22 protein-coding genes and 1 riboswitch are annotated in these 26,561 nt (G+C 74.2%); of the genes, 10 read left to right on the top strand and 12 right to left on the bottom strand.

The features are described 5' to 3' along the window. Positions 1–14: 14 nt before the first annotated feature. Positions 15–1,829 (bottom strand): asparagine synthase-related protein, encoded by a 1,815-nt coding sequence (locus E1200_RS02110; protein WP_131950038.1) that lies wholly within the window; start codon positions 1,827–1,829, stop codon positions 15–17. Between the two features lie 94 nt (positions 1,830–1,923). Then, positions 1,924–2,745 (bottom strand): SDR family NAD(P)-dependent oxidoreductase, encoded by an 822-nt coding sequence (locus E1200_RS02105; protein WP_131950037.1) that lies wholly within the window; start codon positions 2,743–2,745, stop codon positions 1,924–1,926. Between the two features lie 116 nt (positions 2,746–2,861). Here E1200_RS02105 and E1200_RS02100 point away from each other — a divergent pair, with 116 nt between their 5' ends. Further along, positions 2,862–3,455, top strand: coding sequence for a TetR/AcrR family transcriptional regulator (locus tag E1200_RS02100; protein ID WP_131950036.1), 594 nt, complete (start codon positions 2,862–2,864; stop codon positions 3,453–3,455). A gap of 122 nt (positions 3,456–3,577) precedes the next feature. Here the strand turns inward: E1200_RS02100 and E1200_RS02095 are convergent, their stop codons facing one another. The 3 genes from E1200_RS02095 to E1200_RS02085 all read right to left on the bottom strand — a co-directional run bounded on the left by E1200_RS02095 (position 3,578) and on the right by E1200_RS02085 (position 5,522). Then, positions 3,578–4,135, bottom strand: coding sequence for a copper resistance CopC family protein (locus E1200_RS02095; protein WP_243708290.1), 558 nt, complete (start codon positions 4,133–4,135; stop codon positions 3,578–3,580). Next, a complete protein-coding gene (locus tag E1200_RS02090) occupies positions 4,132–4,842 on the bottom strand; it encodes a YcnI family protein (RefSeq protein WP_131950035.1) in 711 nt (236 codons plus the stop codon). Before E1200_RS02090 ends, E1200_RS02095 begins: the two co-directional genes overlap by 4 nt. Positions 4,843–4,922: 80 nt before the next feature. After that, complete coding sequence (locus tag E1200_RS02085) at positions 4,923–5,522, bottom strand: hypothetical protein (protein WP_131950034.1); 600 nt, start codon at positions 5,520–5,522, stop codon at positions 4,923–4,925. Positions 5,523–5,628: 106 nt separating this feature from the next. Then, a riboswitch (cobalamin riboswitch) is annotated at positions 5,629–5,849 on the top strand. A gap of 102 nt (positions 5,850–5,951) precedes the next feature. Here E1200_RS02085 and E1200_RS02080 point away from each other — a divergent pair. From E1200_RS02080 to E1200_RS33495, 5 genes are all read left to right on the top strand, one after another. Further along, positions 5,952–8,246: a ribonucleoside-diphosphate reductase subunit alpha gene (locus E1200_RS02080; protein WP_131950033.1), complete on the top strand. Its 2,295-nt coding sequence runs from the start codon at positions 5,952–5,954 to the stop codon at positions 8,244–8,246. A gap of 38 nt (positions 8,247–8,284) precedes the next feature. Further along, positions 8,285–9,280 carry a ribonucleotide-diphosphate reductase subunit beta gene (locus tag E1200_RS02075; RefSeq protein WP_131950032.1) on the top strand — a complete coding sequence of 332 codons (996 nt, stop codon included), beginning with the start codon at positions 8,285–8,287 and terminating at the stop codon, positions 9,278–9,280. A gap of 140 nt (positions 9,281–9,420) precedes the next feature. Beyond that, positions 9,421–10,356, top strand: a complete 936-nt coding sequence (locus tag E1200_RS02070) for an EamA family transporter (RefSeq protein WP_131950031.1) — start codon at positions 9,421–9,423, stop codon at positions 10,354–10,356. After that, the gene (locus E1200_RS02065) at positions 10,353–11,543 is read left to right on the top strand and encodes an MFS transporter (protein ID WP_131950030.1); all 1,191 of its coding nucleotides are present in this window, start codon (positions 10,353–10,355) and stop codon (positions 11,541–11,543) included. The genes E1200_RS02070 and E1200_RS02065 overlap by 4 nt, the downstream gene beginning before the upstream one ends. A 111-nt stretch (positions 11,544–11,654) precedes the next feature. Then, complete coding sequence (locus E1200_RS33495) at positions 11,655–11,810, top strand: hypothetical protein (RefSeq protein ID WP_165950167.1); 156 nt, start codon at positions 11,655–11,657, stop codon at positions 11,808–11,810. 19 nt (positions 11,811–11,829) lie between these two features. Here the strand turns inward: E1200_RS33495 and E1200_RS02060 are convergent, their stop codons facing one another. Next, entirely contained in the window at positions 11,830–12,468 is a 639-nt protein-coding gene (locus E1200_RS02060; RefSeq protein ID WP_131950029.1) for an HD domain-containing protein, read from the bottom strand. A 335-nt stretch (positions 12,469–12,803) separates the two neighbouring features. Between E1200_RS02060 and larE the strand changes: the two genes are divergently transcribed. The 4 genes from larE to E1200_RS02040 are packed head-to-tail and all read left to right on the top strand — an operon-like array spanning position 12,804 to position 15,680. Next, the gene (gene larE, locus E1200_RS02055) at positions 12,804–13,661 is read left to right on the top strand and encodes an ATP-dependent sacrificial sulfur transferase LarE (protein WP_131950028.1); all 858 of its coding nucleotides are present in this window, start codon (positions 12,804–12,806) and stop codon (positions 13,659–13,661) included. Next, positions 13,658–14,332, top strand: a complete 675-nt coding sequence (locus tag E1200_RS02050) for an AIR carboxylase family protein (RefSeq protein WP_131950027.1) — start codon at positions 13,658–13,660, stop codon at positions 14,330–14,332. The genes larE and E1200_RS02050 overlap by 4 nt, the downstream gene beginning before the upstream one ends. Then, positions 14,329–14,946: a nickel pincer cofactor biosynthesis protein LarB gene (larB, locus tag E1200_RS02045; protein ID WP_207933092.1), complete on the top strand. Its 618-nt coding sequence runs from the start codon at positions 14,329–14,331 to the stop codon at positions 14,944–14,946. The genes E1200_RS02050 and larB overlap by 4 nt, the downstream gene beginning before the upstream one ends. Then, a complete protein-coding gene (locus tag E1200_RS02040; protein WP_131950025.1) occupies positions 14,943–15,680 on the top strand; it encodes a LarC family nickel insertion protein in 738 nt (245 codons plus the stop codon). Before larB ends, E1200_RS02040 begins: the two co-directional genes overlap by 4 nt. A 75-nt stretch (positions 15,681–15,755) precedes the next feature. Here the strand turns inward: E1200_RS02040 and E1200_RS02035 are convergent, their stop codons facing one another. From E1200_RS02035 to E1200_RS02010, 6 genes are all read right to left on the bottom strand, one after another. After that, on the bottom strand, positions 15,756–16,679 hold the full coding sequence (locus E1200_RS02035; RefSeq protein WP_131950024.1) for a lysophospholipid acyltransferase family protein: 924 nt from the start codon (positions 16,677–16,679) through the stop codon (positions 15,756–15,758). Beyond that, positions 16,676–18,253 (bottom strand): lactate racemase domain-containing protein, encoded by a 1,578-nt coding sequence (locus tag E1200_RS02030; protein WP_207933084.1) that lies wholly within the window; start codon positions 18,251–18,253, stop codon positions 16,676–16,678. The genes E1200_RS02035 and E1200_RS02030 overlap by 4 nt, the downstream gene beginning before the upstream one ends. After that, entirely contained in the window at positions 18,253–19,506 is a 1,254-nt protein-coding gene (locus E1200_RS02025; protein ID WP_131950023.1) for a zinc-binding dehydrogenase, read from the bottom strand. Before E1200_RS02025 ends, E1200_RS02030 begins: the two co-directional genes overlap by 1 nt. Beyond that, positions 19,503–21,803 carry an HAD-IB family hydrolase gene (locus E1200_RS02020; protein ID WP_131950022.1) on the bottom strand — a complete coding sequence of 767 codons (2,301 nt, stop codon included), beginning with the start codon at positions 21,801–21,803 and terminating at the stop codon, positions 19,503–19,505. Before E1200_RS02020 ends, E1200_RS02025 begins: the two co-directional genes overlap by 4 nt. A gap of 75 nt (positions 21,804–21,878) precedes the next feature. Continuing rightward, entirely contained in the window at positions 21,879–23,843 is a 1,965-nt protein-coding gene (locus E1200_RS02015; protein ID WP_131950021.1) for a histidine kinase, read from the bottom strand. Positions 23,844–23,995: 152 nt separating this feature from the next. After that, the coding region (locus E1200_RS02010; protein ID WP_131950020.1) for a LuxR family transcriptional regulator at positions 23,996–26,561 on the bottom strand (2,566 nt) is incomplete at its 5' end.

The raw sequence follows: 26,561 nt of genomic DNA, 5'->3' as shown, positions 1-26,561 counted from the left end.
CGCTGGGCGGTGGGTCATCTTGGGACGGGGACCTCGATGTCCGGGAGGTCGGCCGGTTCGGGTTCGCGCCACGCGTCCGAGAGCAGGACGGCCAGCGAGAGCAGGTGCCAGCTCTGCCCGGGGCGGCGCGGCGGCACCTCCGCCAGCCGCCGCTCCACGGCGGCGCGGTCGAGGATGGCGAACAGCTCGGGCGGCCCGTTCAGGATGTGCTCGCGGAACACGTCCGCCAGCTCCGGGCCGTAGGACTTGCGCCAGTTGAACCCGCCGGCCGACGTGGCGGGCGGGGTGGCGCGGCGCCGCCAGGCCGGCCATTCGCGCAGCGAGCGGGGCCGCCGCTCCTCGAACCGCCACCGCTTGCCGTCGAACGGGACGTCCCGCAGCCGCGGCGCGAGCATGTGCATGACCAGCGCGAGCGGTTCCTCGCTCAGCCGCCACTCCACGGGCAGCGCCAGCGCGGCGCGGGCCACGCGGTTGTCGAGGAACGGGTGGTAGTAGGCCCAGTTCATGAGCGTCGCCGTGTGGGAGCCCGCGAGCCAGCGGCCGGTCTTGTAGAACATGTGGAGCTTGTCGAGGATGTCGACGCCGTCCCGGTCGTAGCGGGCGACCCACTGGTCGTAGAGACGCTGTGCGCACGCATTGGCGTCCGCGTTGAGGAACTCGCTCTGTGCCAGGAAGACGGTCTTGAGGCGGCGGTGGACGCCGTCGCGGCTCAGGTCCTTCTGGTCTGACAGGAAACCGCCGCGCAGCCGCTCCCCGCCGGACCCCGAGCTGCGCGGCTCGGGGTCGAAGGGCGCCCACCGGTTGACGCCCTCGTAGGCCGAGTTCATGCCCTCGCACATGCGGACGAGGGCGTGGGCGCGCCGCAGCGGGTGCCGGACGACGACCGCGCCGGACCGCTGCTTGTCGATCGTCACCTCGCACTCCACGCCCAGGACCTCGGCGACCCGCTGCGCCAGCACCACGTCGGGGCTGCCGGCCAGGCCGTGGGTCGCCCCGAAGAACGGCACCCCGGCGGCGTGGCAGGCGGCGGCGATCAACCGGCTGTCGCGCCCGCCGGACAGCGCCAGCCGCATCGGCCGGTCGTGCCGCTTGAACGGCTCCACGGCCGCCAGCAGCGCCTCCGCCAGCGGCTCCACCCGCTCGCGCGCCTCCTTCCGGCCGCGCGGGACGGGTCCCTGCTCGGGCAGCGGGCGCTGGACGACGTCGACGGCCCGGCCGCGCCGCGCGACGAGCGTGGCCGCGTTCGGCACGGCCCGCACGCCCTCGAACGGCGTCTCGTCGGTGACGAAGAACCCGTGCCGCACCATCGACTGCAGCGCCGGCACGTCGTAGGCGGGCGCCGGGCGGCTCAGCCCGGTCGCCGCGGCGCGCGCCGCCAGGTGCGCCAGCAGGGCGCGGGACGCCGCGAACCGCAGGCCGCCCGCCTCGGCGTGGTAGACGGGGCAGGCGCGCGTGACGGACGTCGCGGCCTCGAAGCCGTCCGGCCCGGCGCGGAAAACCGAGAAGCACCCGCCGATGCCGTCGAGGTCGTCGCCGAGGGCCGCGGCGTCCAGCAGCAGGTCGCTGTCGCCCTTGGCGCCCAGGTAGCCGCAGTAGGCCAGGACCCGGCCCCCGGACGTGAGGATCGGCTCCGGGAAGGGGTCCTCCCGGGGCTCGTTCGACCAGGCGAGCAGCGCGGTTCCGCCGTCCGGGGAGATCCATTCGGCGGTCCGCCACCCGTCGGCGGGCGCGGGCACCGCCTCGGCGATGGCCCACCGGGCAGCCGCCAGTACCTCGTGGAGGATCGGCCGATCGGGTTCCCGTGCGGAGACGGCCAGGCAAGCGCGCATACGCGGCACCCAACCACCACCGCACGAACAGCCGATGAACGCGAACCGACATGTTCCCCAGGAACAATCTCCCCCACCGGGAACACCAGCTAAGTCAGCCGGGAGCCTTGCGGCTCAGGTGCTCCCAGGCGCGGTACTCGGCGGCGCGGGCCTCCTCCATTTGGCGCACCATGTCGTAGGACGCGCCGCCGACGATCAGGCGCAGCGGCGGTTCCGCCAGGTCGGCCAGTTCCATGACCACCGGAGCGGCGGTGCGCGGGTCGGGACCCGCGTCCTCGCCCCACATCTCGGCCAGCCGGGCGCGGAGCTCCCCGTACTCGGAACGTGGCTCCGCCATCGTGGTCCCCAGCGTGAAAAGGTCCGTGCCGTAGCCGCCCGGCTGGACGATCGTCACCTTGATCCCGAACGGCGCCAGCTCCATCGCGAGCGCTTGGCCGAGCGCGTCGAGCGCCGACTTGCTCGCCACGTAGAAGCCGGTGGACGCGACGCCGCCGCCGGTCCCCATCGTGGTGACCTGCATGATGTGCCCGGACCCCTGGGCGCGCAGGTGCGGTACGACGGCCTGCGTCACCCAGACCGCGCCGAAGAAGTTGACGTCGAACTGGGCGCGGATCTCCTCCTCGGTGGCCTCCTCGACCATGCCGAGCAGCATCGCGCCCGCGTTGTTGACCACGACGTCGAGCCGGCCGAACGCCGCCACGGCCTCGTCGACCGCCTTCTGGACGGCCGCCCGGTCGGTGACGTCCAGCGTCAGGAGCACGAGGTCGTCCGGATGCGCGGCGGCCAGGTCCGCGAGCGGGCTGAGGTCGCGCGCCGCTCCCACGACGCGGTCTCCCGCACTGAGCGCCGCCTCGGCGAACGCCCTGCCGAGGCCCCGCGACGCGCCGGTGATGAACCAGACTCTTCCGGTTGTCATGGGCTCTCCGTTCATATGAGACGAGACGGTCCGTCTCGTTATGAGGAGTATGAAACCGTGCCCGCGGCATTGTCAAGACGGAACGTCTCGTCTCGCCAAGATGCTAGGATCCGGGCGTGTCGCAATCTGGGAAGCCGAACCCGGCCCGGCGCAGCGAGCGGTCCCGCCGGGCCGTCCTCGCCGCCGCGCGCGAACTCGTCTCCGAAGTCGGATACGCCAAGGTGACGATCGAGGGCATCGCCGCCCGCGCGGGCGTGGGCAAGCAGACGATCTACCGCTGGTGGCCGGCCAAGGGCGCGGTGATCTTCGACGCGTTCCTGGAGCTCAGCGATGCCGGCGAGGGCGTCCGGCTCCCCGACACCGGCGACCTAGAAGCCGACCTCAAGACCGTCATGCGCGCCACCGTCGCCGAGTTCGCCGACCCCGCGTTCGAGGCGCCGATCCGGGCGCTCAACATCGAGATCATCGGCGATCCCGCCCTCGCGGCCCAGTACCGCGAGAAGCTGGCCGCCCCGGTGGACGACGCTAAGAAGGAGCGCCTCCGCGCCGCCCAGCAGGCCGGTCAACTGTCCGAGGACGCCGACCTGGACCTCGTCCTGGAAGTGCTGTACGCCCCGCTCCACCAGCGCTGGCTCCACCGCTCAGGACCACTCACTCCCGAGTACGCCGACGCACTGGTAGAAGCAACCCTCCGCGCCTTCACCCCCTGAAGCCTGGCCTGGGGCGCTTTCGCCGCTGGCATCGAGGGCGGCGCGGAGGGCCGGAGCTGTTCGCGCCAACCGGCCGGATGATCACTGTGGTGCTGTGATCACCCGACCGGTGGCCGGATCGGTCAGTTCTCGGACGGTGTGGAGCGGCGGAACCAGGCGACCGCGCCGGCCGCCGCGCCGATGACGAGCGCGATCAGGCCGATCCACAGCCAGCCCGACGAGCCGCCCGATTCCTCCGAGGACGCGGCGTTCGTCGCGGTCGGCTCAGGCGCCGGGGGCTCGGCCGCGGCGCTGGACGGCGCGGCCGACTCGGCGGGCGAGCCCTCCACGGTGAACTTGTACGTGCCCTGGATGGGGTGCCCATCCGACGACACGACGCGCCACGCGACGGTGTACTCGCCGTTGGGCATGGGCCCGTTGAGCGGCACCGTGACCTTGTTGTCGACCGCCTCGGGATCTGCCGCCTGATACGGCTTCTCCGAAGCGTCCGTGACGACCACGCGCGGCAGCCTGACGGCGGCCGAGAACGTCAGTTCGATCTCCGACGGAGCCTCGACCGTCGCGTCCTTCTTCGGACTCGAACCGGTCAGCGTGTCGTGCGCCGACGCCGGTGCCGCGAACGGCACCGCCAACACCATCGCCACGGCCATCGCCGCGGCGATCCTCATCATGCGGATCATGCCTTGCTCCTAGCGCGCGCCATTCCGATGCCGCCGACTCCGATGCCGATCACTCCGACGGCGATTCCGATGCCGCCGAGGAGGCGGGCGGTCCCGTCCTCGGCGGACGCGGCGGCGGGCTCCTCGGGCTTCGTCTGGGCGGTCAGCCCTGCCGTCTCCGTACCGCCCTCCGGGAGCAGCTTAAGAACCGGGGCGGGGTGCTCGGGCTCCTCCCCGCCCTCCGCCGGCGGCTCCTCCGCCCACTTGACCACCTCGCCGTTCGAGTACGTCTGGTCGGCCTTGAAGACCATCCGGTCGGTGTCCGTGGGCAGCCGGCCCATGGACACGTCGAACTCCTGGAATTCACCGGGCTCGATCCTCCCGCCCGACCAGGTGATCGTGCTGACGGCCTCGGTGAGCTTGCCGCCGTGCGCCTCGATGGGCTCGGCGAGCTTCGCCTTCTCCACCTTCACCTTCCAGCCGGGGACGGGCCGGACCGACACCGACGACAGCGGGTGCTCGGCCGGGAGGTGCACCACGACCTTCGTCGTGGACGCGTTGTCCCGCTCGTTCGGCACGCGGAACGCGACCTTCGCGTACGAGCCCTGCTCGGCGGTCTTCGGGTTGGCGGTGATGTGCGCGGACGCGGCCGTCGCGAAGCCGGTGACGGATATGGCGGCGAGGGACGCGACCGCACCCGCCCGGCGGGCATGCGGAATGAAGGACATGACGGAACTCCGTTCGAGTCGTACGAGGGGGAGACACGGGAGCGCCGAGGTCCGGCGTCCCGGGACGTACGGCGCTCGGCTCAGACGGCGAGCGCCCTCGAACGGGACGGTGGGCCCCGCCGGACGACCTGGTGCCGCAGCACCCGGCCGGTGGCTGGGAGTGCGGCGTCCGCCGGTGCCGGCGGGGTGCGTCGCGGCGGTGCGACGGGTTCGACGGTGAGGAGGGCGAGCAGCAGCCGGATCGGGCGGTCCGCCGCGGCGGCGACGCGCCGGGCCAGCGACCACGCGGCCCGCTCGCCGCGCCGCAGCCACCACGCCGCGATCAGCGCGGCCACGGTGTGCGCGAGCGTCATCGCCGGGCCGCCGGTGCCGTGCGCGACCGGGACCATGACGTCCGCGCCGTGCGTCGCGTGGTGGACGGGACCGGACGCGGCCGAGAACAGCGTGTGCAGCGCGAACTGCCCGCCGAGGAGCCCGCCCAGAATCGTCGCCAGCGAGCGCTCGTGCCCCGCCAGCAGCCGTGTCACGCCGAGGACGAGGATGAAGCCCGTCGCCGCCGGCCCGGCCGTGACCGTCCCCGCGGCCACCACGTGCCCGACGATGGCAAGGGTGACGCACACGGTGGCGAACACCACCGCGCGAGCGGTCCGGAACACCGGGTTCGGGGCATGCGGGGACATGGCGGCCACCATCCTGCCACCCGGTTCGCCGTGCGTGCAGCCGCCCTTCCATATCTTTCGACACGCCCAACATCTTGGGGTTGCACAAAGATCGCCAACTAGATGTAGGGTTCAATCCCGTGCTGGTTCGCCCCCGCCGTCCGCGGCGGGGGCGACGTGAGAGGGAACCCGGTGCGAATCCGGGACTGCCCCGCAGCGGTGAGCGGGAACGACCGCCGTCATGAAGCACTGGGCCATCCGGGCCCGGGAAGCGACGGCCAGTAGGACGCCTGTGCGAGCAGGCGGCGCCCGCGAGTCCGAAGACCTGCCAGTGCGTTGTTCGTCCGAGGGCCTCGCGGGTGGGTCGGGACGGAGCGCGGTGCGCCCCGGGGGCGGTTCGCGTCCCGTTCGCATGCCTCCGCGAGGCGGCCTGCGAGGGGAGAAGAGCACGTGACACAGGATCTGGCCGCGCCGCCTGCGGTATCCGCGGCGTTCGCGGGGGTCGCCGCCGAGGTCGAGGCCGCCTGCGAAGGGATACCCGGCGTCGCGGCGGGCCGGGTGCTGGCCGCGGTCCGGGCCGGGGACGGTACGGACGCGGCGGCGCTGCGGGACCTCGCGATCGGCGAGGCGGGCGCGCTGGTCCCCGCCGAACCCGGGTACTCCCGGGTCGCCGCGCGGTTGCTCGGCGTCCGCATCCGGGAGGAGGCGGCGGCCGCGGGCGTGCGGACGTTCGCCGAGTCGGTCGCCGCGGCGCACCGGGCGGGCCTGCTGGCGGACGCGCCCGCCGCGTTCGTCGCCGGTAACGCGCCCGCGCTGGACGCGCTCGTCGACGAGGCGGCCGATGACCGGTTCGAGTACTTCGGGCTCCGCACCCTCTACGACCGGTATCTGCTGAGGCATCCGCGAACGCGGCTCGTCCTGGAGCGCCCGCAGCACTTCCTGCTGCGCGTCGCGTGTGGCCTCGCCGACACAGTCGAGGAGGCGGGCGAGCTGTACGGGCTGCTCAGCACGTTGTCGTACCTGCCCAGCTCGCCGACGCTGTTCAACTCCGCCGCGCGCCGTCCCCAGCTGTCGTCCTGTTTCCTGCTCGACTCGCCGCGGGACGAGCTGGAGTCGATCTACGAGCGGTACACGCAGGTGGCGCGGCTCAGCAAGTACGCGGGCGGCATCGGGATCTCCTGGACGAAGGTCCGGTCGCGGGGCTCGCTGATCCGCGGCACGAACGGGCACTCCAACGGGATCGTCCCGTGGCTGCGCACGCTCGACGCGTCGGTCGCGGCCGTCAACCAGGGCGGGCGCCGCAAGGGCGCGGCGTGCGTGTACCTGGAGCCGTGGCACGCCGACGTCGAGGAGTTCCTCGAACTGCGCGACAACACCGGCGAAGAGGCGCGCCGCACCCACAACCTCAACCTCGCGAACTGGATTCCGGACGAGTTCATGCGCCGCGTCGAGCAGGACGCGACGTGGTCGCTGTTCGACCCGAAGGAGGTCCCCGAGCTGGCGGACCTGTGGGGCGACGCGTTCGACGCCGCGTACCGGGACGCGGAGAAGGCGGGCCGGTACGTCCGGCAGGTCCCGGCGCGGAGGCTGTACGGGCGGATGATGCGCACCCTTGCCGAGACGGGCAACGGGTGGATGACGTTCAAGGACGCCGCCAACCGGGCCTGCAACCAGACCGCCGAAGCCGGGGAGACCGTCCACCTGTCCAACCTCTGCACGGAGATCCTGGAGGTGACCGCCGACGGCGAGACGGCCGTGTGCAACCTCGGTTCGGTGAACCTGGCCGCGCACGTCACGCCGTCCGGGATGGACTGGGACCGGCTCCGCGCCACCGTCCGCACCGCCGTCCGGTTCCTGGACCGCACCATCGACCGCGGCTTCTACCCGACGCCCGAGGCGGAGAAGGCGAACCGCAAGTGGCGGCCCGTCGGGCTCGGCGTGATGGGGCTTGCCGACGTGTTCTTCACGCTTCGCCTGGCCTTCGATTCACCGGAGGCCCGCGACCTGTCCACCCGCATCTCCGAGGAGATCGCGCTGGCCGCCTACGCCGCGTCCGCCGACCTGGCCGAGGTGCACGGCCCGCTGCCCGCCTACGCCAAGACGCGCACGGCACGCGGGCAGCTCCACCTGGACCACTTCCCGGACGCGAAGCCCGTGCACCCCGCCGAGTGGAGGCGGCTCCGCGAGCGCATCGCCGAGGTCGGGCTCCGCAACTCGCTGCTCGTCGCGATCGCGCCGACCGCCACGATCGCGTCCATCGCGGGCTGCTACGAGTGCATCGAGCCGCAGGTGTCCAACCTGTTCAAGCGCGAGACGCTCTCCGGCGAGTTCCTGCAGATCAACCACTACCTGGTGGACGACCTGAAGTCGCTCGGCCTCTGGACGCCGGCCGTCCGCGAGGCGATCAAGAGGGCGAACGGGTCCGTCCAGGGCCTCGTGGACCTCCCGGAGGAACTGCGGGCCCGCTACCGGACGGCCTGGGAGCTGCCGCAGAAGGCGCTGATCGACCTCGCCGCCGCCCGCACCCCGTACATCGACCAGTCGCACTCGCTGAACCTGTTCATGGAGACGCCGACGATCGGGAAGCTGTCCTCGATGTACGCCTACGCCTGGCGGCGCGGCCTGAAGACCACCTATTACCTGCGCTCCCGTCCGGCGACCCGGATCGCGCAGACGACGGTCGCCGCCGAGTCGGCCGCGGCCTGCTCCCTGGAGAACCCCGAGACCTGCGAGGCGTGCCAGTGAGCGCGCGGACCGAAGGACCGCGGACGGAAGGAAACGGCATGCTGCTCGATCCCGGTATGGACCTGACCCTGCGGCCGATGCGCTATCCCGACTTCTACGAGCGGTACCGCGCCGCGATCCGCAACACGTGGACGGTGGAGGAGGTGGACCTGGCGTCCGACCTCGTCGACCTGGCGCGCCTCACGCCCGCCGAGCTGCACCTGGTGAACCGCCTGGTCGCGTTCTTCGCGACCGGCGACTCGATCGTGGCGAACAACCTGGTGCTCAACCTCTACAAGCACGTGAACGCCCCCGAGGCCCGGCTGTACCTGTCGCGGCAGCTCTTCGAGGAGGCCGTCCATGTGCAGTTCTATCTGACGCTCCTGGACACCTACCTGCCCGACCAGGACGAGCGCGCCAAGGCGTTCGCGGCGGTCGAGCACATCCCGTCCATCCGGGCGAAGGCGGAGTTCTGCTTCCGCTGGATCGACTCGCTCGGCGCGCTGGACGAGCTCCGCACCGCCGCTGACCGCCGGACCTTCCTGCTGAACCTCATCTGCTTCGCCGCGTGCATCGAGGGCCTGTTCTTCTACGGCGCGTTCGCCTACGTCTACTGGCTGCGGTCGCGCGGCCTGCTGAACGGGCTCGCGTCCGGGACGAACTGGGTCTTTCGGGACGAAAGCATGCACATGGAGTTCGCGTTCTCCGTGGTGGACACCGTCCGGGCCGAGGAGCCCGGCCTGTTCGACGCGGAGCTGACGGAGCAGGTCACCCGCATGATGGAGGAGGCCGTCGAGGCGGAGTCCGGCTTCGCCCGCGACCTGTGCGGGGACGGCCTGTCCGGCATGAGCGCGGGCGACATGCGCACCTACCTGGAGTACGTGGCCGACCAGCGCCTCGTCCGGCTCGGGCTTCCGGCCCGGTACGGCGCGCAGAACCCGTTCTCGTTCATGGAGCTGCAGGACGTGCAGGAGCTGTCCAACTTCTTCGAGCGCCGGGTCTCGGCCTACCAGATCGGGGTGGCGGGGACGGTCGCGCTCGACGAGGCGTTCTGACCTGCTGACCCTCGGGCCGCCGGCCGTCGGCTCGTCCCGGAGGTGCCCGCCGGAATAAATCTCAACGTTGACCTACTTGACGCTAGCGTTCATGGCGGCGATTATCTTAGCATTAAGATAATCAACAAGAAGGTATCGAGATGTCGGGCACCTCCAGGACGGTCGCGTTCACCGCCCTCACCCCCATCGTCTGGGGATCGACCTATGCCGTGACCACGGAGTTCCTCCCGCCCGACCGCCCGCTGCTGACCGCGCTGCTGCGCGCGCTGCCGGCCGGGCTGGCGCTGCTGCTCATCAGCCGCCTGCTGCCGCGCGGCGTGTGGGTCTGGCGGGCCGCGGTGCTCGGCGCGCTGAACATCGGCGTGTTCTTCCCGCTGCTGTTCCTGGCCGCCTACCGGCTGCCCGGCGGCGTCGCCGCCATCCTCGGCGCGGCGAGCCCGCTGTTCACGCTCGCCCTCGCCGGCCTCCTGCTGTCCGAGCGGCCCACGGCGCACAAGCTCCTGGCGGGCGTCATCGGCGTGTTCGGAGTGAGCCTGGTGGTGCTGCGCTCCGACGCGATCCTCGACACCACCGGGATCGTCGCCGGGCTCGCCGGGACCGCTTCCATGGCCGCCGGGACCGTCCTCACCAAGCGCTGGGGCCACCCGGAGGGCGTGGGCGCGCTGCCGTTCACCGGCTGGCAGCTCACCGCCGGCGGCCTGCTGCTCGTCCCCGTGGCGCTGCTGGTGGAGGGCGCGCCGCCCGCGCTCGACGGCGCCGCGGTCTCCGGCTACCTCTACCTCGCGGTCTTCGGCACCGCCATCGGCTACTGGATCTGGTTCCGCGGCATCTCCCGCCTCCCCGCCACCTCGGTCGCGTTCCTCGTCCTGCTGAGCCCGCTCTCCGCCGCCGTCATCGGCTGGGCCGCGCTCGGCCAGGCGCTCACCCCGCTGCAGCTCCTCGGCATGGTCATCGCCTTCGCCGGGATGCTGCTCGGCCAGATCCCTCCGAAGACGAAGAAGCCCGCCGCCGCCCCGCCGGGGCCCGCGGTCCTCAGCACGCCCGGCCCCCTGCCAGCACGGAGTCCCGCACCATGACCCGCACCGAAACCCCCGCGACCACCGGGCCCGTCCCCGAGCACGTGTCCCTCAAGCGCTGGCTGGCCGTGGTGGCGGTCGCGGTCGGGACGTTCCTCGTCGTCACCGCCGAGCAGCTCCCCGTCGGCCTGCTCACCTCCGTCAGCGGCGACTTCGGGATCTCCAAGGGCACCGCCGGCCTGATGGTCACGGTCCCCGGCCTGGTCGCCGCACTCAGCGCGCTGCTGGTCCCGGTCGTGATCGGACGGCTGGACCGCCGCGCCGTCCTCATCGGCCTGATCACGCTGATGGTGGTGGCCAACGCCCTCTCGTACTTCGCCCCGGACTTCCCGACGCTGCTGGCCGCGCGGTTCCTGATCGGCATCAGCATCGGCGGGTTCTGGGCGCTCGCCGCCGGGATAGCCGTCCGGCTCGTCCCGGAAGGGCACGTCGGCCGCGCCACCTCGCTCGCGTTCGGCGGCGCGACCGCGGCCAACGTCTTCGGCGTCCCGGCCGGGACGCTGATCGGCGGGCTCACCGACTGGCGCATCGCGTTCCTCACCTTCGCCGGCCTCGGCCTGCTGGCGCTCTCCGCGCTGTTCGTCCTCCTGCCGCGGATCCCCGGGGACGACCCGATCCGGCTCGCCGGCATGTTCGGGCTGTTCCGCATCCCCGCCGTCCGCGCGCTCATCGTCACCACGTTCCTGCTGATCACCGGGCACCTGGCGGCGTACACCTTCGTCAGCCCGATCCTCCAGGAGATCTCCGGCGTCGACGAGAAGCTCATCGGGCCGCTGCTGCTCGTGTTCGGCGTGGCGGGCATCATCGGCACCTTCGCCGGCGGCAGCGCCGCGGGACGCAACGTCCGCGCGACCCTCGTCGCCGTCGCCGTGCTGATCACCTCGGTCCTGGCGCTGTTCCCGGTCGTCGGCGTGACGCAGGGGACCGGTATCGCGCTCCTGGTCCTGTGGGGGCTGGCGTTCGGCAGCTACCCCGTCGCCGTCCAGATGTGGATCTTCAAGGCGGCTCCCGGGCACACCGAGGCCGTCACGGCGCTGAACACCGTCGTGTTCAATCTCGCCATCGCCCTCGGCGCGCTGTTCGGCGGCCTCATCGTGGACGGCGCGTCCACCACGGCCGCCCTGTGGTTCGCGGCGGGCCTGACCGCGCTGACCCTGCTGACCGTCCGAGCCGCCCGGAAGGCGTGATCCGCGACCGCGCCGACCACCGAAGCGGCGCCGCCCCGACAGGTTCCGAACTCTTCTCAGTGGGCAGACGTTGAACAGTCAACGCCGAGCCAGGAGCGGAACATGCCCGTCATGAACAAGATCAGAAGGTACCTGCAGAGCCCGTCGGGGCAGCGGACGAGGATGAAGGCGCAGCGGATGGCCCGCGACCCGCGCACCCAGGCCAAGGCCCGCCGGCTCCTGTCCAGGTTCCGCGGCGGCGGCGGCGCGGGCCGCCGCCGCTACTGACCGGTCCCGGTCCCCGGGCTCACTCGGGCCAGGGCGAGTCGCGGACCACCTCGACGAAGTCGCCGCGGACGAACCCCGGCACGAAGTGGGCGAGGACGTCCGCCTTGACGTTGCCGAACGTCGTGCCGGGCCGGTCCTTGATGCCCTCGGTGAACGCGGCCAGGATCCGGTTCTTGAAGTCCGGCCGCGGGTGCGCCTCGACGACCGCCGCGCGCTGCTCGGCGGAGACCGCCTGGTAGCCGATGCCCAGCACGTCCAGTTCGACCCCCCGGGTGACCAGCGCGATCTCGGGGGCCATGTGCAGCGGAATCTCCGGCGTGGTGTGCAGGGCGATCGCCGTCCAGACCCGGTCGGCCGCCTCGCCGGTCACCCCGTGCGCGTGCAGGAACCGCCGCGCCTCGTCGGCGCCGTCGATCTCGAAGCGCTGGTCGGTGCGGCGGTACCGCTCGGTCAGCCCCAGGTCGTGGAACATCGCCCCGACGTACAGCAGCTCCGGATCGAATTCGATCCCCTGCTCCCGGCCGCGCAGCGCCCCCCAGACGAACACCCGGCGGGAGTGGTCGAACAGCAGCGGCGAGGCCGCCTCGCGCACCAGTTCGGTCGCCTCCCGCGCCAGCGCGCTGTCCGGCACGGACACGCCCGCGATCGACTCGCTCATACCTCTCCCTCCTCGGGCGGCCCCGGCCCACGCGGGCCCGGCCGCTCCTCTGCGGTCTGCGGGCACACCTGCCCGCCGCCACCCCCTCCATGCCCGGTTTCCGTGCTGATCTGCGGCCTTAAATGCACGCTGGACCCAACTGCGACTTCCTTGCAATAGTGGGTATGCCTGGAAGGGCGGCGTCCGCCAGGCCGGGATCGTGCTCAGAACCTTTCCTCGCGGCCCGGCGGGCGCCGTGCCGCGTTCCCCGCAGGCCGCCCGTCGGATGACGGATTCGGCGTTCCCCTCACGCACCTAGCGTCGCTCCCGGAGGACTACGCCGAAGGAGATGCCCCATGGCCGACAGGCCCGTTCCGCGGCCGCCGGACACGCCCGACATCTCCGCCCTGCGCAGGTCGCTGGCCGCGCTGCCGGGCGCCGTCGTCGCCTACTCGGGCGGGGTGGACAGCTCGCTGCTCGCCTACCTGGCCCACCGGGAGCTCGGCGACCGCGCCCTCGCCGTCACGGCCGACTCGCCGTCGCTGGCCCGGTCGGAGCTGGCGGACGCCCGCGCCCAGGCGGCCCGGCTGGGGATGCGGCACCGCGTGGTGACGACCGCCGAGCTGGACGACGAGCGGTACGCGGCCAACGGCGCCGACCGGTGCCGGTTCTGCAAGGAGGCGCTCGTCTCGGTGCTGTCGGCGGTCGCGGCGGAGGCGGGGGACTGGCCGGTCCTGCTCGGCGTGAACACCGACGACCTCGGGGACCACCGTCCCGGGCAGAGCGCCGCCCGCCGGATGGGCGCCCGGTTCCCGATGGTGGACGCGGGGCTGAGCAAGGCCGACGTCCGGGACGCCGCCCGCGTGCTGGGTTTGCCGACGTCCGACAAACCCGCTTCGGCGTGCCTGTCGTCGCGCCTCGCGTACGGGGTACCGGTCACCCGAGCGGCCCTGCGCCGCGTCGAGGACGCCGAGGACGCGCTGCGCCGCGCCGGGTTCGGCGGCCGGTTCCGCGTCCGCGACCAGGGCGGCGACCTCGCCCGCATCGAGGTGGAGGCGGCCGACATCGGACGCGTCGCCGAGCGGGCCCCGGAGATCGCCGCCCTGCTCAAGGACGCCGGCTTCCGCTACGTGACCCTTGACCTGGAGCCGTACCGGCAGGGCAGCCACAACGCCGTCCTCGGCCTGCCCCGCCTGCGGGCGGCCGCCTCGTGACCGCGCCGGACGCCGTCGCCGAGCTGGGGTTCGCCCGCGTCGACATCGGCCGGGGGCGGCGCCGCGGGCATCCGGAGGCGGTGTTCTGCGAGGGCAAGACGACCGCGGAGGTCGTCGCGATCGCGGAGAGCCTGACCGGCGCGGGCGCCGTCAACGTGCTGGCGACCCGCGCGCCGGACGAGACCCTGCACGCACTGCGCACGGCCTTCCCGGGGGCGGTCGTACACGAGCGGGCGCGGCTGGCCGTCCTGGCTCCGGTCGCGCGGCGCGGCACCGGACGCGTCGAGGTCGTCTGCGGCCGGCCCGCCGACGAGCCCGCCGCCGAGGAGGCGGCGCTGGTCGCCGAGGCGATGGGCAGCCGCGTCGTGCGCCGGTACGACGCGCCCGTACACGACCCCGCCGCGCTGCCGGGCTGGCTCGGCGAGCAGGACGGCCCGGCGGTGTTCGTCGTCGCGGACGGGACCGGCGGCGCACTGCCGACGCTGGTGTCCGGGCTGGTGGACCGCATGGTCATCGCCCTGCCGACCTCAGCGGGCGGGCACCTGCCCGGCAAGGCCGCCCTGCTGTCCGCGCTGAACGCGTGCTCACCGGGAGTCGTCGTGGTCAACATCGACAACGGGTACGGCGCCGGATACGCCGCCCACCTCGTCAACACGCGGGGGGCCGTGTGAACCACCCGATCGCCTACGCCGACGCCGGCGGCCTCGACCTGGACCGGGTGCGCGAATGCGTCAAGGACCTGCTCGCCCGCGACGCGGAGGCCGCGTTCCTCCGGCGTGCTTCGCGGGAGCAGTACGAGGCGGCCCGCGAGGCCGCACCCGACGCCGTCCACCACCCGCGGTCCGGGCTCGTGGTGCTGACCCGCCCGCGGCCCCGGCCCTGCTCATGGGTGCCGCGGCCGGTCGCGATCGTCTCCGCAGGCACGGCCGACCTGCCGGTGGCGGAGGAGGCGAAGGCCGCGGCGACCGCGCTCGGCCTCCCGGCGACGCTGACCGCCGACGTCGGGGTGGCGGGCCTGCACCGCCTCCTCGCGGTGCGGGACGACCTGGACGAGGCGCGGCTCCTCATCGTCGTGGCGGGCATGGACGGTGCGCTGCCGTCCGCCGTGGCCAGGCTGACGTCCCGCCCCGTGGTGGCGGTGCCGACGAGCGTCGGCTACGGCAGCGCGGACGGCGGCCTCGCCGCGCTGGCGGCGCTGCTCACCTCCGGTGCGCCGGGCCTCGCCGCCACCGGAATCGACGACGGCCTCGGGGCCGCGGTACTCGCCTGGAGGCTGCTCGCATGAAGCGCATCGCCTACGTCAACTGCTTCGCCGGGGTCGCCGGCGACATGGCCCTCGGCGCCCTGCTGGACGCGGGCGCCGACCTCGGCGAGGTCCGCGCCATGCTCAAGGGCCTCGGCGTCCCCGGCTGGTCCCTGGACACCGAGCGGGTCATGCGGCGCGGCATCGCGGCGACCCGCGCGATCGTCGGCGTCGAGGACGACGCGGTCTCCCGCACCCACGCCGTCATCGAGGATCTCGTCGGCTCCGCGCCCCTGCCGGGCCGCGTGCGCGACCGGGCCCTCGCCGTGTTCCGGTCGCTCGCCGAGGCCGAAGGCGCCGTGCACGGCACGCCCCCCGCGGACGTCCACTTCCACGAGGTCGGCGGCCACGACGCGATCGTCGACATCGTCGGGTCGTGCGCCGCGCTGGAGACCCTCGGTGTGGACGAGGTACGGGCCGCGCCGATCCCAGTCGGGCACGGGTTCATCCGGTGCCGGCACGGCCTGATCCCGAACCCGGGCCCGGCGGTCGTGGAGCTGCTGGCCCGCGCCCGCGCGCCGATGCGGGGCCACGACATCGACGCCGAGATGGCCACCCCCACGGGCACTGCGCTGCTGGTAGCGCTGGCGGACGGCTTCGGCCCCATGCCGACGATGACCGTCACGTCCAACGGCTACGGCGCCGGCACGAAGATCTTCGGCGACTTCCCGAACGTGACCCAGGTAGTCCTGGGCGAGACCCCCACCCCCCGCTGAACCACCGTTCACTTGCGGCGTGTTGTTGTTATCCGGCGTCCCATAACAACAACACGCCGCAAGTCAACGGAGTGGTCAGCGGCGGCGCCAGATTCGGTGGTGGCGCTCTGAGGGGGGTTGGGGGCGGGTCGCCTCCCATTTGCGGCGCCACTCCGCCGCCTCCGGGCCGCGCGGGGTGCGGCGGCGGTCCGGCGCGTGCAGCGACGCCCACCAGCCCTCGTCGTGCTCGACCCACAGGCGGCCGACCTCGTCCTCCAGCCGCCCGTTGAACGCGCCCGTGGACTCGTCCGGCTCGCAGGCGATCGGGCGGCCGTAGCGCACCGACACGACGGGACGGCCGGGCTTCGGCCAGAACCCGCCGCGCGGCATCGCCTGGTACGTGCCGCGCAGCACCAGCGGGACGGCCGGGATCCCGTGCTCGCGGCACAGCAGCGCCGCGCCCATCCGGAACCGGCGCGCCCAGCCGTCCGGCGAGCGGGTGCCCTCCGGGTAGAGGAGCAGACTCCACCCGTCCTCGATCAGCTCGGCCGCGAGGTCCAGGGAGCGTTCGACGCCGCGCCGCTCGATCGGGAACGCGTTGAAGGTCAGCGCGGTCGCGACCGCGCGCCAGCGGGCGTCGAAGAAGTAGTCCGCGGCCGCGGCGACCGCGACCCGCCGGCGCACCGCGGCCGGCATCGAGCCGAGGATCAGCGGCGTGTCGAGGTGGCTGGCGTGGTTGGCGACGAACACGACCGGGCCCTGCACGCCCTCCAGCAGGTCGAGGCCGTGGACCTCGGGTCGCGTCTGGCTCCAGGTGACCGTGCGCAGGATGCCGTCGAACGCGACCGTCCGGGTCGCCGCGGCGAGGGGCGTCCGCGCCCACTCGGTGGGGAACGGCCGCGCGCGCGGGCCCTCCGTCCAGGGCTGCGCCGACCGCGGCGCCGGCGCCCGGCCGCGCCAGTCGCGCCCGCGCCGCAGCAGCCGGATCTCCTCGGCCAGCTTCATCCGCCCCCCGCTCATCGGACGTCCGCCAGCGTCATCGGCGGGGTGTGCAGGTAGGCGAGGCTGGGGCTGCGGCCGACCGTCTCGCCCGCCATCTCCAGGGCGTCGGCGAGGGTGCTCGCCGCGCGGAACCCGAGCCGGGACGCGACCTTGCGGTCCGCGCCGACGCAGATGACGTCGCCCAGGTGGGACAGCGCGTGCGCGCCCCAGTACCACATGTAGAACGGGTGGACGCCGTGGTAGGCGTAGGAGTTCCGGTACAGGTGGACGTACCAGGGGTCGGTGGCGTACTGCTCCTCGTACTTCGTCTCGATGGTCGCCGGGTCCGTCGTCTGCGTCAGCACCTCCTCGTAGAAGTCGATGTAGGAGGGGTGGTGCAGCGGGTGGAACTCCGACCTCATCGGGTGGTACATGATCAGGGCGCCGCCCTCCCGGACGAGCGGCTTGTTCCGGTACATGTTGAAGTAGTAGCCGAGCCCCAGGCTGAACACGAGGATCGGGTTCATCACCGAGTTGACGTTGTAGGGGCACAGGTACGGCAGGCCCAGCATCAGCACGTCCGACTGGCCGTGCACCTCGGTCAGCTGCTGCCGGTGGACGGCCGCGAGGGTCCGCTCGTGGACCTCGTCGGTGGCGCCCGCGTGCACGCCCGTCACCCCGTACGGCGCCCGCATCCCCTGCCACACCCGGTGCCGCGCACCCGCCGGGGCGAGGTCGTTGGCGCGCTTGGCGGCCAGGAACTTCGCCTGGTCCTTCAGCGTCCACTCCCACTCGCGCTTGTTCAGGAACTCGAACGGCGACGGGAACTGGTCGTTGTTGAGGGTGCACTCGATGTGGAAGACGCGCACCGACTCCGACAGCAGCTCGTGCATCCGGTCGTAGGAGTGGTGCATCGCCGAGTTCGGCGGGTCGTTGAACGAGCGGGAGTGCCGCAGCGTGTGGACGTTGTGGTGGTGCCGCAGGCTCTTGTACGACGCCAGCCCCACCGCGACGGACTTCGCGCCGCCGTTCATCGCCACCAGGTTGATGTTCACGTAGACGATGAGGTCGCTCTCGGCGGCCCGGCGGTTGATCTCGACCTCCTCGCCGTGCCGGGTCTGCCCGAGGGACTTCAGGTCGTCGCGGTCCTCGGCGTCGTGGTTGCGGAGCCGGTCCGGCCAGAACGAGTTGAACACGCGCTCGCCGACGATGTGCTTGATCTCCGCGGGCGTCATCCGGCGGTGCAGCGCGTTCCCGGCGATCAGCTCGACGTCGTCCACCCCGGCCGCCGCCGCCAGCTCCAGGACCTGCTCGATCACCCGCTGCCGGACGTCGGGCGCCCGCATCGGCGGCAGCGGCAGCGACAGGTCGTCGAACACGATCGTCAGCCGCATCCCCGGGCGCAGCAGCTCCGGCAGCGGCTCGCTGCCGAGCGGGTTCAGCAGCGCCTCGCGGATCCGGCCGGTGAGGTCGCGCAGGCCGGGCAGCGAGTCCGGCGGGTAGATCACCCGGGTGCCGAGGGGGAAGCGCTCCAGCCGGAACCCCTCTCCCTCGTGCACCAGGATCGGCGGCGTCCGCTCGTCCACCTCCAGCACGAGTCCCGGTCTGCTCATCAAAAAGCTCCTTCGCGATCGAGACGGTCGGGGCCGTCGGCGCCGGCGGACGCCGCGCCGTGCGGCGCGGGCGGGCCGCCGTTCTGCGGGGCGAACGCGATCTTGACGCTGCCCGAGCGGCCGGCGGACAGCGCGTGCGACAGCGCGTCCCGCCAGCGGGTGAGCGGGTAGACGCTGTCGACGAACCCGTCGAGCGCGTCGTGCGAGGCCAGGTCGAGCGCGGCCCGGAAGTCGTCCGCGCCGCGGCTGGCGTAGGAGCCGACGACGTTCAGCTCCCGGTACCAGGCGGGCGTCAGGTCGGTCGGCTTGGACGGCATTCCCGACAGCAGCACCGTCCCGCCCGCCCGGACGATGCGCAGCGCGGTGTCGAGCCCCTCCCCGCCGGTGCAGTCGACGACGATGTCGGCGCCGCCGAGCAGGTAGCCGGGGCCGAGCTCGGGACGCACCAGCGAGCCGCCGGTGACGCGGCGCAGCCCGCGCAGCGCCGCCGACGGGTCGATGGTCTCGGTCGCGCCGAGCGCGCGGGCGCGCCGCCGCTGCCCGGCGTGCCGGGCGATGACGATGATCGGCCCGGCGGCGGTCAGCTCGCGCAGCGCGAGGACGGTCAGCAGCCCGACCGTCCCGGCGCCGACCACGACGATCGTCGTGCCGCGCGGGACGTCGATGCGGCGCACCGACCGCACCGCGCACGCGAGCGGCTCGGCGAGCACGGCCCGCTCGGACGGCAGCGACTCCGGCACCCGGTGCAGCTGGCTGCGGTGCGCGACCAGCCGCTCCGACCAGCCGCCGCCCGTGTCGGCGCAGAACCCGGTCTGCAGCCCCGAGGAGATCCGGCCCGCGTTGACGTGGTCGCACCTGTTCTCGTGGCCGTCCGCGCAGGACGGGCACGGGCCGGTGCCGCGCGCCCGGCACGGCAGCACCGGATCGAGGACGACCCGCGTGCCCGCCGGCATGTCTTCGGCGTCGTCCAGCAGCTCGGCGAGCACCTCGTGGCCCGGCACGAACGGCATCGACGTGAGCGGCCCCAGGTAGGGCGACACCTTCCCGGCCGCCATCGCCAGGTCCGACCCGCAGATGCCGGACAGGACGGTCCGCAGCCGCACCCAGCCGGGTCCCGGCGGGCCGGGCGGCTGCCGGTGCGACAGCCGCAGCGGCGCCAGCGAGGGCACGGCCGCCGGGCGGAGCCGGCCGGGCAGCCGCGCCGCGGCGAGGTAGCGGGCGGGCGAGCGGTGGTACTCCAGCGCCAGGATCATCGGGCCTCCTCCAGAGCGGTGTCGAGGAGGGTGGCCACGGCTCCGGTGTCGCCGTCCCAGTCCGCGATCGTCCAGCGCTCCCGTTTGGCGTGCCGGTACAGGCGCGGGTCCGGGTTGACGGCGACCGGGTTGCCGACCTGCTCCAGGACGGGACGGTCCGAGTAGTGGTCCCCGTACGCCCAGCTCCCGGCCAGGTCGACGCCCTCCTCGCGGGCCCAGGCGCGCAGCCACGCCGCGCGGGCCTCCCCGATCAGCGGGGGATGCTCGAAGTGCCCGGTGAAGTGCCCGTCGACGACGCGGAGCCGCGCCGCCAGCACGTCGTCGAACAGGGTCCGCAGCGGCTCCACGAAGACGTCCACGGTGCCGGTGAGCAGAACGGTGCGGTGCCCGGCCGCGCGGTGGCTCCGGATGCGGCGGATCGCCTGCGGCCACGCCCGCCGCAGCAGCACGTCCGCGAGCCGTTCGCGGGCCAGCGCCCGCAGCCGCGCCTCGTTCGCGCCCTCGTAGCGGCGGACGAACTCGCGCAGGAACTCGCCGCGGTCGCGGTGCTCCATGCGCAGGTAGCGCGGCGCGGACCGCAGCACGGGCAGCAGCGTCCCCGGCCAGGACCGGACGGGCACGTCCAGCAGCCGCGCCCACAGGTGCGCCTCCACGACGTCGGACGCGACGATCGTGCCGTCCAGGTCGAACACGGCCGCGACGTCGCGGCGCTCCTCGAACCGCACGGCGGGCGCCGCCGGGCGGACGGCCAGCGCCGGGCGCGGCTCCGGCCGGTGCGGCGGCGCGAGGCGGAACGCGCCCGTCACGGCGGGGCAGTGCACCTCGCGGAGGTAGTGGTCCCAGTCGATGACCGCCGAGTCGCAGCCCGCGCCGTCCGGCAGCTCCCGGTCGAGCGCGAGGGTGGCGGTGTCGGCGTAGACGACCTCGGCGGCGCCGTAGGCCCCGTACAGGTCCCGGAAGCGGCGCAGCGCCCGCACCTCGCGGCCCTGCTTGTGCAGGGTGCGCTGCCAGCCGCGGGTGCGCTCCCCGCTGGGCAGCATCAGCAGCGCGCGCTCGGCGAGGTCCATCGCGCGTTCGGCGGTGCCGAGCACCTTCTCGGCGCGGCCGTCGCTGAGCAGCGTCACGTCGCGGGGCCGGATCGCGCCGCGCCCGTCGGTGCCGGGCAGCGGATGCTCGGCGAAGTAGCCCTGGACGAGTTCGACGAGCCGCTGCAGCGTCAGCGGGTTCCGGGCGCCCGACCCCACGTGGTAGTAGGCGGGGACGCCGGGCTCCGGCACCCGGGCGGCGGCGCCGATCAGCGCGTTCACCACCATGTCGACCGGGATGATGTCGACGATGCCGTCCGGGATGCCGGCGAGGGCGCGCAGCATCCCCTGCCCGTAGGCGAGGATCAGCGGGTCGGCCATCTTGAACCCGTCGATCCAGCCGGGGTACGGGTGCCGCAGCGCGCTCTCCACGATCGCGGGCCGCACGATCGACAGCGGCAGCTCGCGGGCGGTCTCCTCGGCGGCGCGTTCCCCGAGCGCTTTGGTGAAGGTGTACACGTCGGGCCAGCCGAGGCTGCGGGCCCGCTCCCGCCCGTAGTCGGTGAGCCGGGCGTCGACCTCCTCGCGGCGGCGGCGCTCGGTGTCGGCGGCGACGGCGGTCGGGCCGGCCTTGCCCTGCTCGCCGAGCGCGGCGGCGCGCAGCCGCCCGAGGACCTCGGGGCGCCGCGAGTCGCGTTCGACGGTCCGGCGCGCCTCGACGGCGTACTCCAGCTCGGTGGGCCAGTCGACCTCGTGGTCGAGGGTCGTCTCCGGGACGATGCCCTTGCGGGACCCCGCGACGTAGGCGGTGGAGACGTGCACGATGTGCGGGGTCCGCCCGGACCGCTCCCCGGCGCGGCGGACCGCCTCGTACAGGTCGACCGTGCCGACGACGTTCGTCGCGAACGCCTCGTCGATCGGCGGGTCGAACGACACGATGGACGCGCCGTGGATCACCGCGTCGACGTCGTCCGGCAGCTCGGGGACGGACTCGGTGATGTCGGCCGGGACGACCCGCACCCGGTCCCGGACGATCTCGCGGGCCGCGTCCTCGCCGACCCGCTCCCGCCACGGCGCGAACACGGGCTTGGCGACCAGCTCGTCCAGTCGCTGCTCCGCGGGGACGCCGGGCCGCTCCCGCAGCAGCGTCACGACGCGGGTCTCGGGATGCCCGGACAACAGCCGCTCCAGCAGCGCCTGCCCGATGAAGCCGGTGACGCCGGTCAGCAGGACGGTGCGCCCGGCGAGCCCGTCGCGCCCGCTCCCGCTCATGAGGCCGGCCCCCTCGGGACGGGGGAAACGCGGGCACGGCGGTGGAGATCGAAGTCCTGCGTCATGCCAGGGACGCTAGGCACGGAAGGGGAGCAGCGAATCCGTCATGTGACGGGGCTCTTCGCCCCCCGGGACCTCCAGGTGCAGGGGGATCTCCGCGACGAGGGCGAACCCGCCGTTCCCGTCGGTCCCGGCGGACAGCCGGCCGCCCAGGGCGCGGGTCCGCGCGGTCAGGTTCGCCAGTCCCTTGCCGGTGCCGGGCGCCGAACCCGTGTACGCCGGGGGGATGACGCCGTCGTTGCGCACCGTGAGGCGCACGATCCCATCGCGGACGGTGACGGTGATGGCGCAGTGCTCCGGGTGCGCGTGCCGCAGGACGTTGGTGACGGATTCGCGCAGGACGGCCGCCAGCACGCCGTCCACCGGAGAGGACGGGGGCAGGTCCGCGGCGTCCGGCAGGTCGAGGTGGACGTCGGCGCCCGCGGCGGCCAGCGCGGCGCGTGCCGAGACCGCCTCGTCCCGCAGCGACAGGGCGCTGTCCTCCTCGGCGACGGCGCTGGCCTCCGCCCGCGACCGCCGGGCGAGCGCGGCGAGCTCGTCGAGTTCGGCCGCCGCGCGGGCGGGGTCGGCGGTGACGAGCCGCCGCGCCAGCTCCGCCTTCACGGTGATCGTCGACAGGCCCAGGCCGAGCAGGTCGTGGACGTCGCGGGAGATGCGCAGCCGCTCGTGCAGCGCCGCCATCCGCGCCAGCCGCTCGCGGGCGACGTCGACCTCGCGGGCGAGCTGCGGCAGCCGGTGGAGGGCGAACACGACCACGCCGATCTGCACCGAGATCGCGACGGTGTAGAGGTAGAACAGCGTGCCGTAGGAGGCCCACAGCGCGGGCACGCACCACATGGCGATGGTCAGCGAGAACAGCACCCACGCCCGGGGTCCCCGCGAGACCAGCAGCACCGAGCCGGTGGCCAGGCACGCCATCGTCGCCCAGGCGGGGCCGAGCAGCGCGTACGGCACGAAGACCAGCAGGACCTGCGCGGACAGCGTCCACGCCCCGAACCTGGGCCGCGTCCCGCGCAGCACCGTCGAGGAGTGCCGGAGCTGCAGCGCCCCGATGGCGGCCGCCACCACGGCCGCAACCCCGGTCGTGCGCCAGGACCCGCCCGGTTCGGTGTGCACGTAGACGACCTGCTGCCAGCCGAAGCCCACGGTGAGGAACACGAGGATCGTCCATGCCAGCCGCGACTGCGTGACGCGGCCGGGCCGGTCGCGTCGGGGGGAGGGGCCCTGCAGGGCGCCGACGATCGACCGGACATCGGTCGCGGCGCGGCGCGCGGTGCGGGCCACCTCGTCCAGGTCGGCGCGGACGGCGGCGGGGTCGGCGGGCAGCCGGTCGCGGGCGCGCCGGCTCACCGCCTCGATCCGGGTGAGCGCCGCGCCCAGCACCGCGCGCAGGCTGCCGGACGCCTCCAGCCGCTCCCGCGCCGCCGCGGCCGCCGCGAACCGCTCCCGGGTGGCGTGCAGCTCCCGGACGAACCCCGACAGCCGGGTGAGCGCGTACATCGACAGCCCGACCATGACCGTCGCCATTACGCAGAACGACACGTTCTGCGCGGACCAGCCCTGGTAGTACCGCAGCAGGCCCTCGGCGGCGGCGACGAGCCCGACCATGAACCACGACAGCGGCGGGCGCAGCAGGAGCAGCATCGCCCCGGCGAGGAACCCGCCGGCGACCGGGTACCAGTGGGTGCCGAACACCGCCAGTGGCAGCAGGGCCAGCGCGGTCTGCACCGCCAGGTGCGTCGTGATCACCCAGCGGCGGGGGCGCTGCGAGCGCGGCCCGTACAGGACGAGGAGCCACTGCACGCCGAAGATCCCGGTGATGACGACGGTCGCGGACAGCAGCATGTGGGACGGCCCGGTCTCGGCCTGCTTGACCAGCCGGGTCTGCAGCATCAGCACGAGGTACAGGCCGGTGATCACCCGGGCGAGCAGCGGGGTCCGGCAGGTGCGGCAGCCCTCCTCCCGGCCGGCCGCGCGCACCGCGAAATCCGCCGGCCGGCGAGCGGATCCGTCCGATCGCGCCACGTCCACGGGCCCCCCAACGCCGTCCCCTCGGATGATGAAACGGCGGGAGCCTCCGATCAAGGGATGTACCGGGCCGAACACTTATGTGGCCGGGGCGTCAGGGGCGGTCACGCGGGGCGTTCGGCGCCCGTCTCGGCGGCCGTCTCGGCGGCCGGGACGTGCCGGTGCAGCTCGGCCCGCGAGGCGACGCCGAGCTTCGGGAACGCCTTGTAGAGGTGGTAGGCGACCGTGCGGTGGCTCAGCCGCAGCCGCGCCGCGATCTGCCGGTTGGTCGCGCCGGTCATCGCCAGCCGCACCACCTGCATCTCCTGCGCGGTGAGCCGCCCCGGCGGGCCGCAGGGCCGCACGGCCTGGCCGGCGGCGCGCAGCTCGCCGCGGGCCCGCTCCGCCCACGGCACCGCGCCCAGCCGCTCGAACGCCTCCAGCGCGGCGCCGAGCCGCGACCTGGCCCGCGCGCGGCGCCGCGACCGGCGCAGCCACTCTCCGTACAGCAGCTCGGTGCGCGCCCGCTCGAACGGCCGCCCGCCGTCGCGGTGGGCGGCGAGCGCCAGTGTGAAGTGCCGGTCCGCCTCGGCGTCGTCGGCGGCCAGCAGCGCCTGGCAGCGCGCGGCGACCCCGTCCGCCCACGGCCGCGCGGCGGCACGGGCGAGCGCCTCCAGCCGCGCCATCGGCTCGGCGCCCGCGCCGGGGCGGCCCGCCGCGACGGCGGCCTCCACGGTGTCGGCGAGCGCGAGCAGCGCGGGCGGGGCGTGCGCGGCCGGCGCGCGATGCGCGTCCTGGAGGTGCTCCAAGGCGTCCTCCGGTCGGCCGAGGCCGAGGGCGAGCAGGCCGAGCGCGGTACCGGCCCGCCCGCCGGCGGACAGCGCACGGCAGCGGACCTCGTCGCCCTCCATCGCCGCCTGCCGCGCCTGGATCTCGCGCAGCGCCGCGGCCTGCCGCCGCTGCCCGGTCTCCTCCGCGACCCGCAGCGCCTCGTCGGCCAGCGCGCGGGCGTCGTCGTGCGCGCCGTGGAACAGCCGCGCCCACGCCTGGACGCCGAGGGCGCGCGGCAGCAGGGCCCGCAGCCCGCCGTCGCGGCAGCGCGCGGCGAGCCGCCCGGACAGCTCGGCGGCGGCCGGGTCGTCGCCGCCCAGCAGCGCGATCTCGGCGGCGAGCAGCGGCAGCCGCTCGTCGGGGACGCCGTCCGGCTCTTCGGCCAGGACCTTCCGGGCGGTCGCGAAGTCGTCGCCGAGCAGCGCCGACAACGCACGCACCATGACCGACCCGCCGGGGTGCCGTTCGACGGCCTGGGCCGCCGTCTCCGCGTCCCCGCACGACCACGCATGGAACGCGGCCTCCTGGACCAGCCGATCACGGGTCTCCGGATCGTCGCAGCCCACGGCCCGTTCCAGCAGCAGCCGCCCGGCGGTCTCCGGGACGCCGTGCTCCAGTTCGAGACCCGCCCGCACCACGTCCACCCGCGCCCGCGTACCGGGCGCGCGCGTCGCCCGCGCCGCCTCGTCGGCCAGGGCCCGCGCCCGCTCGGGCCGCCCGCCGGCCAGCTCCGCCTCGGCCGCCGCCGCCAGCCGCCGGGCGCGCACCTCCGGCTCCCCGGCGAGCCGGGCGGCGCGCTCGTAGGCGAAGGCCGCGGCGGACGGGCCGCTGCCGTGCGCCGCCGCCTCCAGCTCCGCGGCGACGGACTCGTCCGTCCCGAGGGCGGCGGCGGACAGGTGGCGCACCCGCGGGCCCGCGTCCCCGGTCCGCGCGTGCGCGGCGGCGAGCGCGCGGTGCACGGCGATCCGCCGGGTGACCGGGACGCCCTGGTACGCGGCGGCGCGGGCGAGCGGATGCCGGAAGCCGATCGCGGTGCGGGTGACGGCGACCAGCCCGGCGTCCTCGGCCGGTTCCAGCGCGCCGAACGGCACGCCGAGGCTCTCGGCCGCGCGGACCGCCACGCCCGGCTCGCCGGTGTCGTCGGCGGCCACGACGGCGAGCAGCGTCCGCGCGGACTCCGGCAGGCCGCGGACGGCCCGTGCGAACTCCGCCGGGACGTGCGCGAGCAGCCCCGACTCGGCCGCCGCGAACGCGAGCAGCGCGAGGGGGTTGCCGCGCGCCTGCTCCACCGCGCGGTCGCGGCGCGCGGCGGGCGTGTCCGGTGCGCGCTCGTCCAGCAGCAGCCGCGCCTCCTCGTCGGCGAGGCCGGTCAGGTGCAGTTCGGGAAGGCCCGTGCGGGGCCACGCGGCGTCCTCACGGGCCGCGAACAGGAACGCGGCGTCGCGGGCGGCCACTCGGCGGGCGGCGAACAGCAGCGCGTCCGCCGACTCCCGGTCGAGCCACTGCGCGTCGTCGACCAGGACGAGCACCGGCCCCCGCACCGGTGCCCGCTCTGGCGGACCGGACAGCAGCGTCAGCAGCGCCAGGCCGACCAGCAGCCTGTCCTCCGGCCGCGGGCGGCTGAGCCCGAGCGCGGCCCGCAGCGCCGCGGCCTGCGGGACGGGCAGTTCCCCGAGCCGGCCCGCGTGCTCGCCGAGCAGCAGATGCAGGGCCGCGAACGGGACCTCGGCCTCCGCCTCGATGCCGCCGCCGCGCAGGACGTGCATCCCGGCCGCGCACGCCTCCGCGTGGTCGAGCAGCGCGGTCTTGCCGATGCCGGCCTCCCCGCGCAGGATCAGGACCCCGCCGCCCGCCCCCGTC

Origin of the sequence: Actinomadura sp. GC306 (assembly GCF_004348665.1) — a bacterium.
Classification (GTDB): Bacteria; Actinomycetota; Actinomycetes; order Streptosporangiales; family Streptosporangiaceae; genus Spirillospora.
This window is presented reverse-complemented; position numbering and strand designations above follow the sequence as displayed.

Bases quoted from the DNA above. Each gene is read 5' to 3' on its own strand.
- E1200_RS02020 (WP_131950022.1), bottom strand. From the start codon at position 21,803: ATGAGCGGGAGCGGGCGCGACGGGCTCGCCGGGCGCACCGTCCTGCTG.
- E1200_RS02030 (WP_207933084.1), bottom strand. From the start codon at position 18,253: ATGAGCAGACCGGGACTCGTGCTGGAGGTGGACGAGCGGACGCCGCCG.
- E1200_RS02075 (WP_131950032.1), top strand. From the start codon at position 8,285: ATGCTGCTCGATCCCGGTATGGACCTGACCCTGCGGCCGATGCGCTAT.
- E1200_RS02060 (WP_131950029.1), bottom strand. From the start codon at position 12,468: ATGAGCGAGTCGATCGCGGGCGTGTCCGTGCCGGACAGCGCGCTGGCG.
- E1200_RS02110 (WP_131950038.1), bottom strand. From the start codon at position 1,829: ATGCGCGCTTGCCTGGCCGTCTCCGCACGGGAACCCGATCGGCCGATC.
- E1200_RS33495 (WP_165950167.1), top strand. From the start codon at position 11,655: ATGAACAAGATCAGAAGGTACCTGCAGAGCCCGTCGGGGCAGCGGACG.
- E1200_RS02095 (WP_243708290.1), bottom strand. From the start codon at position 4,135: ATGATCCGCATGATGAGGATCGCCGCGGCGATGGCCGTGGCGATGGTG.
- E1200_RS02035 (WP_131950024.1), bottom strand. From the start codon at position 16,679: ATGAGCGGGGGGCGGATGAAGCTGGCCGAGGAGATCCGGCTGCTGCGG.
- E1200_RS02105 (WP_131950037.1), bottom strand. From the start codon at position 2,745: ATGACAACCGGAAGAGTCTGGTTCATCACCGGCGCGTCGCGGGGCCTC.
- E1200_RS02065 (WP_131950030.1), top strand. From the start codon at position 10,353: ATGACCCGCACCGAAACCCCCGCGACCACCGGGCCCGTCCCCGAGCAC.
- E1200_RS02090 (WP_131950035.1), bottom strand. From the start codon at position 4,842: ATGTCCTTCATTCCGCATGCCCGCCGGGCGGGTGCGGTCGCGTCCCTC.
- E1200_RS02070 (WP_131950031.1), top strand. From the start codon at position 9,421: ATGTCGGGCACCTCCAGGACGGTCGCGTTCACCGCCCTCACCCCCATC.
- E1200_RS02085 (WP_131950034.1), bottom strand. From the start codon at position 5,522: ATGTCCCCGCATGCCCCGAACCCGGTGTTCCGGACCGCTCGCGCGGTG.
- E1200_RS02040 (WP_131950025.1), top strand. From the start codon at position 14,943: ATGAAGCGCATCGCCTACGTCAACTGCTTCGCCGGGGTCGCCGGCGAC.
- E1200_RS02025 (WP_131950023.1), bottom strand. From the start codon at position 19,506: ATGATCCTGGCGCTGGAGTACCACCGCTCGCCCGCCCGCTACCTCGCC.
- larE (WP_131950028.1), top strand. From the start codon at position 12,804: ATGGCCGACAGGCCCGTTCCGCGGCCGCCGGACACGCCCGACATCTCC.